This is a genomic window from Vibrio agarivorans, from assembly GCF_030409635.1.
Taxonomy (GTDB): domain Bacteria; phylum Pseudomonadota; class Gammaproteobacteria; order Enterobacterales; family Vibrionaceae; genus Vibrio; species Vibrio agarivorans.
Map to the genome: position 1 here is coordinate 96649 of NZ_JAUFQF010000002.1, position 11919 is coordinate 108567.

Annotated in this window: 14 protein-coding genes; 4 read left to right on the top strand and 10 right to left on the bottom strand. The window is 41.5% G+C overall.

The window, feature by feature from the left end:
* Positions 1–150: 150 nt before the first annotated feature.
* Together QWZ05_RS06010 and QWZ05_RS06015 are read left to right on the top strand one after the other, a co-directional pair.
* A complete protein-coding gene (locus tag QWZ05_RS06010) occupies positions 151–399 on the top strand; it encodes a type II toxin-antitoxin system Phd/YefM family antitoxin (RefSeq protein ID WP_264876014.1) in 249 nt (82 codons plus the stop codon).
* The gene (locus QWZ05_RS06015) at positions 389–679 is read left to right on the top strand and encodes a type II toxin-antitoxin system RelE family toxin (RefSeq protein WP_264876015.1); all 291 of its coding nucleotides are present in this window, start codon (positions 389–391) and stop codon (positions 677–679) included. The genes QWZ05_RS06010 and QWZ05_RS06015 overlap by 11 nt, the downstream gene beginning before the upstream one ends.
* Before the next feature lie 150 nt (positions 680–829).
* Here QWZ05_RS06015 and QWZ05_RS06020 read toward each other — a convergent pair whose 3' ends face one another.
* The gene (locus tag QWZ05_RS06020; RefSeq protein ID WP_290297258.1) at positions 830–1519 is read right to left on the bottom strand and encodes a pseudouridine synthase; all 690 of its coding nucleotides are present in this window, start codon (positions 1517–1519) and stop codon (positions 830–832) included.
* Positions 1520–1769: 250 nt separating this feature from the next.
* On the opposite strand from QWZ05_RS06020, the gene QWZ05_RS06025 reads away from it, so the two are divergent.
* Entirely contained in the window at positions 1770–2438 is a 669-nt protein-coding gene (locus QWZ05_RS06025) for a hypothetical protein (protein ID WP_264876017.1), read from the top strand.
* Between the two features lie 135 nt (positions 2439–2573).
* On the opposite strand, the gene QWZ05_RS06035 is transcribed toward QWZ05_RS06025, so the two are convergent.
* The 6 genes from QWZ05_RS06035 to QWZ05_RS06070 all read right to left on the bottom strand — a co-directional run bounded on the left by QWZ05_RS06035 (position 2574) and on the right by QWZ05_RS06070 (position 8406).
* The gene (locus QWZ05_RS06035; RefSeq protein WP_237312830.1) at positions 2574–3176 is read right to left on the bottom strand and encodes a hypothetical protein; all 603 of its coding nucleotides are present in this window, start codon (positions 3174–3176) and stop codon (positions 2574–2576) included.
* Positions 3177–3328: 152 nt separating this feature from the next.
* Entirely contained in the window at positions 3329–4420 is a 1092-nt protein-coding gene (locus tag QWZ05_RS06040; RefSeq protein ID WP_290297271.1) for a hypothetical protein, read from the bottom strand.
* A gap of 167 nt (positions 4421–4587) precedes the next feature.
* On the bottom strand, positions 4588–5433 hold the full coding sequence (locus QWZ05_RS06050; protein WP_290297275.1) for an HNH endonuclease: 846 nt from the start codon (positions 5431–5433) through the stop codon (positions 4588–4590).
* A gap of 133 nt (positions 5434–5566) precedes the next feature.
* On the bottom strand, positions 5567–6127 hold the full coding sequence (locus tag QWZ05_RS06060; protein ID WP_110415740.1) for a hypothetical protein: 561 nt from the start codon (positions 6125–6127) through the stop codon (positions 5567–5569).
* 119 nt (positions 6128–6246) lie between these two features.
* A complete protein-coding gene (locus QWZ05_RS06065; RefSeq protein WP_290297277.1) occupies positions 6247–7893 on the bottom strand; it encodes an ATP-dependent nuclease in 1647 nt (548 codons plus the stop codon).
* Between the two features lie 156 nt (positions 7894–8049).
* Entirely contained in the window at positions 8050–8406 is a 357-nt protein-coding gene (locus QWZ05_RS06070; protein WP_290297278.1) for a DUF6404 family protein, read from the bottom strand.
* A gap of 267 nt (positions 8407–8673) precedes the next feature.
* Between QWZ05_RS06070 and QWZ05_RS06075 the strand changes: the two genes are divergently transcribed.
* Complete coding sequence (locus tag QWZ05_RS06075) at positions 8674–9636, top strand: integron integrase (protein WP_290297648.1); 963 nt, start codon at positions 8674–8676, stop codon at positions 9634–9636.
* Positions 9637–9659: 23 nt separating this feature from the next.
* Here QWZ05_RS06075 and cobA read toward each other — a convergent pair whose 3' ends face one another.
* From cobA to nirD, 3 genes are all read right to left on the bottom strand, one after another.
* Positions 9660–10415 (bottom strand): uroporphyrinogen-III C-methyltransferase, encoded by a 756-nt coding sequence (gene cobA / locus QWZ05_RS06080; RefSeq protein ID WP_290297279.1) that lies wholly within the window; start codon positions 10413–10415, stop codon positions 9660–9662.
* A gap of 121 nt (positions 10416–10536) precedes the next feature.
* The gene (locus QWZ05_RS06085; RefSeq protein WP_290297280.1) at positions 10537–11391 is read right to left on the bottom strand and encodes a formate/nitrite transporter family protein; all 855 of its coding nucleotides are present in this window, start codon (positions 11389–11391) and stop codon (positions 10537–10539) included.
* 202 nt (positions 11392–11593) lie between these two features.
* Complete coding sequence (gene nirD, locus QWZ05_RS06090) at positions 11594–11917, bottom strand: nitrite reductase small subunit NirD (protein WP_264876027.1); 324 nt, start codon at positions 11915–11917, stop codon at positions 11594–11596.
* Positions 11918–11919: the final 2 nt, after the last annotated feature.

Genomic DNA, 11919 nt, shown 5'->3' on the forward strand with positions numbered 1-11919 from the left:
GCCACTTAACTTGAATATTATGCCCTAAACACGGAGTCTAAACTGTGAGTTGAGTTCGCCAAGCGTTAGGAGTCTTTGTTAAGCAACTTGTTATACCGCTTGGTTGAGACTAAAATGACCCAAATAAAGACCACTTAAGAGACTGAATATATGACCACTAGAATTTTGGCAGATGTTGCTGCAAGCATTACCGAGTTGAAAGCTAACCCTATGAAAGTCGCAACTAGCGCGTATGGCGAACCTGTTGCTGTATTAAACCGAAATGAACCAGCTTTTTATTGCGTACCTGCCGAAGCGTACGAAATGATGATGGACAGACTCGAAGATCTTGAGCTATTAGCTATCGCTAAAGAGCGTGAAGCTGAAGAGAGCATTTCGGTAAATATTGATGACCTATAAACTCGACTTTAAAAAGAGTGCGATCAAAGAGTGGAAAAAGCTTGGCTCGACTTTGCAACAACAATTTAAGAAAAAGTTAATCGAGCGCATAGAGAACCCACATGTTCCGGCTTCAAAGCTTTCTGGAGCGGACAACATGTATAAAATTAAACTTCGTCAATCGGGCTACCGTCTCGTCTATAAAGTTGAAGACGATGTCATCATTGTAACCGTCTTAGCCGTTGGGAAACGCGAACGTAGCGATGTTTACCGTAAAGCCATGAAAAGGTTGGATGATTGATTGTGGCATAACGCCGCGTTAAGTGGTGAGCAACGCTACCACCTTGCCTAAACTATTGTGCCGTAAACACTAAAGCTGAATCAAACCGAAAATGCCAAGCGTTGGGAATCCGTCTTAGTCGTTTGTTATACACAAAATATTACTCGATACTCAGTTGGAAAAAGACTGTACTTCCAGATCTGTTAGGTAGCGCCACTGACCAACATCAACATCTAAACAGACAGCACCAATTGCCTCTCGATGAAGCGAAACAACACGATTACCAACAGCAGAAAACATCCGCTTTACTTGATGAAACTTACCCTCTGTAATCGTTAAAAGCACTTCTTGAGGACTTACAATTTCTAATTTGGCAGGTCTCGTTAATTTCTGTTCACCTTGTAAAAGAATACCCTGTTGGAACTTGGAAGCTACATCCTCAGCGATCGGGCGCGAAAGCCCAACACGATAGACCTTTCGGCATTCTTTTGTTGGTGTGGTGATATTGAAAGACCACCGACCATCATCAGTGATTAGAACTAAACCCGTAGTGTCCGCATCCAAGCGACCAGCTATATGCAGTTCAGACACATGCTCAACTTCTAGGTAGTTAAATACAGACGGGTAAACTTCATCAATATTGGAGCATATAGTTCCTGCGGGTTTGTGCATCAGTATGTAGCGAAAATCGCGCGCCTTTAACTGAGCACCATTGAGCAAAATCGTATTGCTTTCATGTACCTGATTAGCTTCATTTTCGACTACGTGTCCATTAACACTGACTTGACCAGCGTTGATCCGTTGAACTACTTCGATTTTAGTGAGTTCAGTACTCTTCAGTATAAATTTATCGAGACGCATTATCAGCCAAATTCAAGTTAAGTGAGAACCGTACATTATCCAACCCCGATAGAAACAATCAAGAATTGACCGATAAATTAGTGGTTTATGAGCTTTTGTGTATAACGCCCGCTCAAGGGGTGAGTGAACGTGTGCCATGTCTGAGCGAAGCGAGTTCGGCACACGTTTACGAATGCCACTTGAAGCGTTTGTTAGGCTAATCTCACCTAGCACGGAAATGAGCGCTGTAAAACTATAGGTATTTTATCGAATGAGCCTGCTACTTCTACTGTTACTTTGCTTCCTAATTTCATTGATGTTTGGCCATTTCGAGCTGGAAAGATATCCTCGCTATACAACAGTAAGACGACATGAAAGAAAAGGCACTAGGGGCGTAAGACAACATCAACGTCGTATCTCTGATGGAACTCGTATCATTTGGGTTCCACACAAAAAAACTCCAAAAGCGAACACTTTTAGCCGCAATAGACCATATGAAAAACAGCCACCCGATATTGCAAAGCCTGACAGCGGTTCTATAGAGCAAAACACAGTTAACACCGATGAATTTGACTTAAAAAGCGAGCACGGCAAACGATTTTTAATGCTATCTGTAGATAATAAATTGCGAATTTTCGACAGAACCGTTCCTCACACGGATGAGAGAGTGGTGTACCTGTTTAATAATGCTTCGCATGAAAAACTAGCCTATCCGTTAAAAGAACTAACAAAGGACAGAGTGGAAGATGCTACGCATAGGTTTTCAGAAAAAAACTTCGAACGATTGCAAACAAGCAAGGGGGAAGTGAACTCCAAAAACGATGAATCTCCCACTTTTAAAGCAAAAAAGAGTCCACCAAAATTTAAGACATATTACCCATCACCAACACCTAACCGTAATCAAAATGGCTATGGCAGCGGCTTTCTTCATAAAGATTAAAGTACTACGGGGTGAGCCTAACGCCCTGTCAAGGTGTGAGCAACGCAATACCGAAGCTTCTGCATACCACCTTAAACACAAAACGCAACGCATAGTAAAAATGCCACGCGTTGCGAATCACTCTTAAACAGTTTGTTAGTTTTTAATTACGTGCGGCTCTAAAGGCACTGAAACGTTATAGATTACAAGGCATGCAACTAGTAATGCGATAATTACACCAATTACGCCCACTCTTTTTGAGTTAACGAATGAAGGCTCACCAACCTTAACTCTCTCCCATTCCTCTTTTAACGTCAGTTGGGCAAAGTCACGAATGCTATCAACCATTTCTACTGACTCTTCCCACTTACCTTTACTCGCAAGGTTTTTTGATTGCACGAGGCAATTACGCAAATCTTTTTGGTGTTTGCTTTTATCATCAGGGTTTAGACGCATCATGATATTTGAATAGGCAATTGCAAGTGCTTGATGTTCTTCCTTTGTCTCCATCGAACGAGCTAAAACATCCACTGAATCTCCATGCTTCTGCTCCATAGCCCAATATATTTCTTCCGTTGCGACCAGAGCTGAAATGTACTTTGAAATATCATCTCGCAGTGCATCAATCCAGTTCTGTCGTAATTGAGATATTTGCTGCTCTTTGGTTAAAACTAAACTAAGAAACGAGAATGCACCCGCTATAAGGGCAGCAATAACAACCCCCACAGGCACAAGCATATTAACTGGGATTTCACTCATAACTTTCCTTAAAAACTAACGCCCAATTAAGGGGTGAGCAACGCTACCACCCAAACTGAAAGCATTGTGCCATAAACGCTAAATTTGAAGTAGAACCAAAAATGCCAAGCGTTGGGAATCCCTCTTAAATTGTTTGTTAAGTGTATAGTCGATCACTCAAAGTAGGTTGGGTTTTGACGTTCATATGCTTTGAATGGATCTTTCTCTCGGGTCAATTTATACAATTGAAGATCTAAATTCATGCCTTTGTGATTTGTTATATTAGAAGTTTTCTCAGTTACTGTATAAGTAACTCGTTTATACTTATCACTCTCAAAAAGTACAAGGTAGGGAACCATTTTTTCTACCGATTTAGGGATCGCTAGATACATTTCTGTAGTAATAAAATCTGTCGAGTTAAACGGAACATCTGCATCGAGTTCTACTTGATCTTCACTATTAAACCTAAGTTTCTCCATAGCATGCACTGAAGCAAGATTAGCTTTAGGATAGTAACTAATTTTTGCAAGTGGACTTTTAACGTCAAGCTTTGACTCCAGTATCGCACGGTAGTCACCCGAAAACGAAAGGTAAATATTACTAGCGTATTGATTCTTATCAAGAACTACATTTTCATCATTAAACAAATTAGATCTATCGACTATAATCAGCCCTTGATATCTTAACTGCTTCCAATATTCAGGCACAGATAGGTCACTGAATACGTAATCTTCTGGCCAATAATGGGCATAGAAACCTTCAGTCACTGAATTACACTGAATGGAAAAATATTTTAAAAACTCCACATTATTTCCATGGGAGCTTTCCAACTCGTTGCTGTTACACAACTCAAAGTTATTATTTAAACCCACATCATCAACGATCTTCCCAATAACTGAACTTTCGTCAGTTAGAGCTTGCTTATACAGAACATGAATATTCAGCTCATCTATTTTGCCAACTGACTTCAATATATGTTGACTAGTTTCAATATTTGAACTCAAGTCATCAATTATTGAGTTCATTTTATCTATACTTTGCCTATACTGCTCTTCTCGATTTGAAGCTAATGTTTCTTGTTCTTTGTTTTCAACACCTTGTACAATAAGGGTTAAAACCAAAGTGATAACAATTAAACTAACGAGAGTTTTACCAGCAATACTAACTTTCTTGTTCTCACCCTCTCCGTTATAGACATCTAAAAAAGTACCAATAGCACCAGCCAAAGCGGTGACAAGGATAAGTAGATACTTGAGTTCAATCACGCTAGCCTCCGTACTTAACATTAACACTTAACTATAGCAGTTCATACACTTAACGCCCTGTCAAGGTGTGAGCAACGCAATACCGGTGCTACCGCATACCACCTTAAACACTAAAACCAACGCATAGTAAAAATGCCACGCGTTGCGAATCACTCTTAAACAGTTTGTTAGCCAGCTGGCCCAAAGTGTATTTCCCTATGGCAGTTGGGGCAGAGACTTATTACATTTTCAAGGCTGTCTAAGCCGCCCTGCGACAACGGTATTATATGGTGAACCTCTAAGTACGGCTCTCCATTGGAACGCTTAATAAAGGGCGCTTTTTCTTTGCACTTTTCGCAAAAGCCTTCTGCTCTATATAATGCTTCCGCGACAACATCAGGGTCTCTACGATAATCCTGAACCAGTCTATAAACGACTTTCGGTTTAGTAGATCTAAAGGCCAACCTTCTTTGACGGTTTTCTGAACTATCATCAAGTGACTCATTTACTTCATTTTCGAAGGTAACTTTATATTCGGCTTGTGATTCTTTGATTGTTTCATTTGCTGTTGGGAACAACTTATCCTGAGCCACAAATCTGATAAATGCCTTAGCATTGATTTCATCAAACGTTTGAACAAGTCCAATATGGACGTTTCTAAGTTTTTGATTCGAAGCTTTACTGATAACAAACAGTGGAATCTTGGATTCAAAGCAGTTTTTTAGCGCTTGTATTTCATTTTGATCATGACTTCCATTTCTGTTTGTATTCGGAAAATCATAATCGATGCCCTTTGACGACATGTTATCACTGTAGTTTTTACCGGTGTGCAAGATACTAACTGCAACTCCGCTCGATGGAGAAACTACGCCCCTTGTTACATCTGAGTTAACCCATACTCCAGCCGCACCACCATAGATACCCAAGTCTCTCAACTTAGAAGGCTTTACATCAATTGCAATGTCTACATAGCTGATCGCATTGAAAAGTCGTTGTCTTCTTTCTATTTCTTTTATTATCAACGTAATTCCCATTTTCTTTGTTGCTGGCTAACGCCCTGTTAAGGTGTGAGCAACGCAATACCTAAGCAACCGCATACCACCTTAAACACTAAACACAACGCATAGTAAAAATGCCACGCGTTGCGAATCACTCTTGAACAGTTTGTTATATGCGCACTTGCGGGTTAGGGTTGGTTTTTGAAATGAATGCTGCTCCTAAGAGCATTGGTCTGTACTCAAAATGAAATCCATCTAGCCCAGTATTTCCATAGCCATAAAGCTCTGCCGCATACAAACCATTAGTAATATCTCTAAACAATGACGCATCAAAAAATTGCCCACTTTCTAGTAACAACCAACAGTGAACTTTCTGCGATGCATCTGAAACACCAGTATTTAACTGATCTTTCAGCGTACCTAAGTCGCATCCCATGTGTGGCTGACCATTAACAAGTACATCGCCAAAAACCAATTCCGATTTATACCCTTGTTGGGCAAATGCTTCTTTTAGATGTGAATGCACATACAAACAAGCCCCTGCCATATGGTCGTAATTTAACTTAGGTTGTACGCTATCAATGATTTGAAACAACGCTTCCATGTCTTGACGAGTAAGTGCTCTATAATCAGGAATTGACGGAGACAAGCCTAATAGCTCAGATTCACCTAGAGCCAACTCAAGACTCATAACATGATGTTCATGTTTCTCTCTAATATTTTTAAACATATCACTCTCTAAATTTAAACGACTAGCATATAACGCCGCAATAAGCGGTGAATGAACGCGTGCTATGTTTGAGCGTAAGCGAGTCGGCACGCGTTCATAAATCCGACTTAATTGCTTTGTTAGGCCATCGCGTCCAATTCAGCTTCTGTTGTATATAATCCAGTATGAGTGCCATTATTTATTGATATTAATGACTCTCGTAAAAGTTTATATTTATCCGAAGTGTAAAAATCAGGCGATGTTATGTGGGTAAATAAATTATACGGTTTATCTTTAACTGGAGACTCATTGAGATAAAAACCCTCAAAATCTGGATTGTGCACAACCGTTTTAACTCTTCCATTTGTTTTATTTGCTTCAGTTCTGATACTGACATTTATTGTCCACATCGCATTTTTAGCTCCATCGGATCTTAACTTTGTATCTAGGTCGTGCACTGCAATTGCAGAAGCTTGAAACTGGTCAAATATTTTTATAAAAGTTGGGATATTGGCTTTACCACGACAGTTGATTACACAGTGAGAACCCTCAAATTGGCTATCTTCAATAATATGCTGATACGCTAAATACTCTGTATCACCTTCGACTAAAATTGAATTGTCATAGAAGAAAAACTCATTAACTGTAGGACAGCAACGATTCAACATTTTTAAATTATCTTTTTCTTGAGTGCTAAAGTTGGCTTTATCCGTTTGAAAGTAGTAAACACCGGCCGAAGTATTGGAAACCTTTATTAAAGTTGTATGGTCTTGGGTTAAGTCAATGAATATAGGCGAATGAGTTGTACATATAACCTGCCAACCTTCTACTTCTGCTAGCGCATAAATAGCTTTTCGTGCAGCTCTAATGATTGAAGGGTGGAGGTTAATTTCAGGCTCATCTAAAAGCAAAACTTTAGGGGCATCATTGCTAATTACTTTTGTACCTTTTTTAAACTTACCTTCACTACAGAGTGCATTGATTGCCGACCATAGGAAAGCTCTCTGCACCCCTGTCCCTTGGTGAGCTAAAGCAGCTGAATGACCATTAGATTCAATATAGAATTTACTTCCATCTTTAATTGCGTCCTCAGCTTTGAATTTGCCGACTCCTGTTTCAAAGCCAACTTTGACACCACCAAAAAGTTTATTTATCTCAGATTCTATTTTCCCGTTTAGTTGACTAATATCACCTGAAATCTCTGCCTCCACTTCTTTTGCCAGCTTTTCAATTTCGGCTACTATTCCAGCTACTTTACTTTTATCATCTTTTAGTTTTTTGGCAGCATTCTTTGAAGCTAGCTCTTTTACAACTTTTTCAAGTGCGTCATAGCCATCATTAGGGTTGACACGAATAGGGACTGGTAACCTACTTTGGAGGATTGTATTCCACCCTCCTGCACCACCTTTTTTCCAATCAGAGAGTTGGTTACTAAAACTATATTTTGTACCTTTCTCATCAGCCTTGTCCCACCTAATTTGAAATTTTGCACAATCTCCAAACTCAGGGTCTGCCGCTAAGAACCACTCTTGACCTAGAGCATCAATATCGTCCTGAGAGATATCGGTAAAAACACCTGTAATACAAATAGGTCTTCCGTCATTTCTACCGTGAAAATGATCTATCGTTAAAGCTGTACCCATTGATACATATGCTTCATAAGCATCTAATACCGTGGACTTGCAGCTATTATTCGGGCCAATCAAGACAACAATATTGTCGATGAGAATCTTGACCTCATCATCAATGCCTTTAAAGTTCTCTATTAGTAGTGCTGATAACTTCATTGAAACTCTCCATGTTATTTTGGTTGGCCTAACGCCTTGCTAACAAGCGACAACGCGATGCCACTTAACTTGAATATTGTGCCTTAAACACAGAAATTAAATTGCGACTGAGATCGCCAAGCGTTAGGAGTCTTTGTTAAGCAATTTGTTAGGTTTTTACTCGCCGCCTAGGCTTTTCCAGTCAGTAAGTTTCAACCGTTTATGCTGAATATAGAAATACAAAGCCATTGTAGTACCGAAAAGAGTTCCCGCAATTGATGACCAAACAACGGCTTCAGCAATCGACTTACCCTCAGACCCCCAAGAAAATAGCCACATCAATATCCCATATATTGGAGTGAAGGATATAAAGGATAGGGAAACATTTGCCACAAAAGAACGATAGTAAGGGGGTGGTTGTTTGCAACCAATCATCTTCAACAATTTGTCGTTTGGTGGGTTATAGTTAGATTTCCACACTCCCTTATTGTTTAGCTCTTCATGAGCAGCTTTCAGTTTTCTTTCGTAATCCATTATGAATTTCCATTTCCAAAAAGTTAATTGGCTTAATTAAACCTAACGCTTTATATACGGCAACAAGCCGTCTAACCCACGAGCTTTCTGCCACCTATTACTTGTGCTAACTTGTGAGCTAGTGCCTAAGAGCCCCTGCAAATCAGATTGTTAGCGAGTGAGCCATTATGACACTTGTCGCATTACACGGCAAATTGCCGTCTATCTGCAATATGGCGGCTTAGACTGATGATTATGGTTTTAATCGACAACATTCATTAGATGAAGATTCAATCTCCTTTTTTACAACACATCGTTGATTTCATGTACTCCAGACACTATGCCAAACGCACAGTCGAGGCTTACGTGTATTGGACAAAGCAATATATCCTGTTTCACGATAAGCAACATCCTCGCTCACTGAGTGATAAGCATGTAGAGCAGTTTCTATCTCATCTTTCAATCAATAGAAATGTATCAGCCAACACTCAAGCCCAAGCATTGAATGCTCTCGTTTTTGTCTATGAGCATATTCTTCATCAACCAATTAAAGTCGATATGAGATTCAGAAAAGCAACCAAGCAGAAAAAGTTGCCTATCGTATTAACGAAGCGAGAGATACGAGCACTTCTAGATCATGTGAAGCCAGCATGGTTGCTGCCAGTACAACTCATGTATGGTTCTGGATTAAGAGTCAATGAATGTGTCAGGCTAAGATATGGGGATATTGATTTCGACTTTTATGCGTTAAGGATTCATCTTTCAAAAGGTAACAAGAGCCGAATCGTGACTCTAGCAAAAGAGCTATGCCCCGCACTTTACCAGCAAAGAGAAGTGGTTCAGCGTCTATGGCAGACGGACTCAAAGCAATCCGACTATGCTGGTGCTTCAATGCCCAATGCACTTGAGAGAAAATATCCCGGTGCGAACAAAACGCTGAGCTGGCAGTTTCTATTTCCTTCTCATAAGTTGAGTATTGACCCGATATCAAAAGTGCAGCGCAGGCATCATATCGATGTCACGACAATTCAAAGAGCAATCAAAGCCGCGGCAAAACGTGCCAATATCACTAAACCCGTCACCTCTCATACCTTAAGACATTCATTCGCCACTCACTTACTCGAAAGCGGGGCCGATATTCGAACGGTTCAGGAGCAGCTCGGCCATACTGACGTCAAAACCACTCAAATTTACACGCATGTGCTAGAACGAGGAGCAAATGGTGTCGTCAGCCCTTTGAGTCACCTATAACTTGCTTGCTCTTGGCTCTAGAGTTAAAACCACTTCAACTTGTCATGCAAAGACGTCACACTACCTACCACAATCAACGCTGGGCTGATGGCCTGTTCGGCTAAATCCCCCAACTCTGATAGCTTGCCAGTGAATACGCGCTGCTCTTTGCGAGTGCCGTTTTCGATAATCGCACACGGCATGTTGATATCAATACCCTGCTCAATCAAATTGGCTTGAATATGACGACACTGCTTCAAGCCCATATAAAACACCAGCGTATTGTTTGGCTGTGCCAGTGATGACCACTGAATTTCTTGTCCGTTCTTTTGAATGTGACCGGTAATGAACTGCACACTCTGTGCGTGATCACGGTGAGTCAATGGAATGCCTGCGTAAGAGGTCGCGCCTGCCGCTGCCGTAATTCCCGGAACGACTTCAAAGGAGATGTTGTGCTCAGCGAGCTCTTCAAGCTCTTCACCGCCACGACCGAAGATGAATGAGTCGCCGCCTTTTAGACGCACAACACGCTTACCTTCGAGGGCTTTTTCTACCAAGATTTGATTGATTTGGTCTTGAGGAACGCAGTGAAAATCCAGTTGTTTGCCAACGTAAATACGCTCAGCCGTGTCATTGGCTATCGCAAGAATCTCTTCTGAGACCAAACGGTCATACACCAAGACTTCCGCTTGTTGAATAACGCGATAGCCTTTCACAGTTAACAAATCAGGATCGCCAGGGCCCGCTCCAACCAAAGAAACAAATCCGCCTTGACTTGCTTGAACTGCGTTTGTAGACATAGGAACAACTCTTAAAAATTAACTATAAAAAGTGACAATCGACAATGGCTCTTTTGAGATCATCACTTGTTATAGTCAATCAGCCCCACACAAAGTGAGGCTGAGGCACTTGAATTCGAGATTATTTTGCGCTGAACGCAGGTGTTGCTTCTACTTTCTCTTCTTTCGCATCTAGAGATGGTGCTGTTTTCGCGTGTGTTAGGTATAGAGGCACACATGTGAACAGTAGACCACCAACGATGTTACCTAGAATGGTTGGGATTAGGTTAAAGTTCAACCATGTCGCAACACCAAAATCTGCACCTAGCATCATGCCTAGTGGGAAAAGGAACATGTTTACAACCGCGTGTTCAAATACCAACGCGAAGAAGATGAAGATTGGGAACCACATTGCAGCGATACGACCACTTAGGCGACGCGCTGTCATGTTACCAATCACACCTAGACACACCATTAGGTTACATAGAATACCGCGTACAAAACAGGTGATCCAACCGTCAACGCCCAGTGACTCAAAGCCTGCTGAGCGAGCTGTTGATGCGTTGATGATAGTTTTTGCTACTGCACCGCCGTCGTTAGTGAAGTTTGACGTTAGTGAAAGCGCGATGATGTAAGCGATAAAGATAGAGCCGACCAAGTTACCAAGACCAACAAGACCCCAACAACGTAGAACGCGACCCCAAGAGATACCTGGGCGGTTTTCAAATTTCGCTAGAGGTGCTAGACCAAATACACCCGTTACTAGGTCGTAACCCATGATGCTTAGAATAACAAAGCCCACAGGGAACACCATTGCACCCACCACACCGATACCGGTTTGCGTGATGGTTGTCAGTGCAAGTACTACCGCCAGTGAAAGGATGATACCAGCCATGAAGCCACGGATAAGCAAGTCACGCGTGTGCGTTTTCGTTTTTGCTTCGCCAACGTTTATCATCGTTTGCACGAATTCAGCAGGTTTAAAGTCAGACATCATTGTCTCTCCATAAAGTATTAAGATAAAAGTTTAAAAGTGAATAGGGAAAGGCTCCCAGCTTTCGCGACCCTACATCTACCAAAGCAGGGAACCTTTAATCTATTGACTCTTACGAGAACTCTCTACAAAGAGAAGGTTCGAGGATGAAGGTGAAAGGTCGGAGATTACGCCTCTTCCTTCATCCTCTGGCCTTCCGCCTTTATTAACCGGCGATCTCTACCGAGCCTTTAACAACGCGCGCTTTAAACGCTTTCACGTTGAAGCGCTCATCTTCCATGCATGCGCCTGTGGCTAGGTTAAAGTGTTGTTTCTTAAGCGGGCTAGCCACCCAAAGCTCGCCTTTGTGCTCGCCGATAAGGCCGCGTGATAACACGTTTGAGCGAGCAAATGGGTCCATATTGCTGATCGCAAACACTTCTTCCGCTTCTGAAGGGCGGAACACCGCCACTTGTTGGTCTTTCACTAGAGCACAAACGCCAGTACCCGGTACGATGTCTGTGATGTCACATACTTTTTCAAATGCCATGA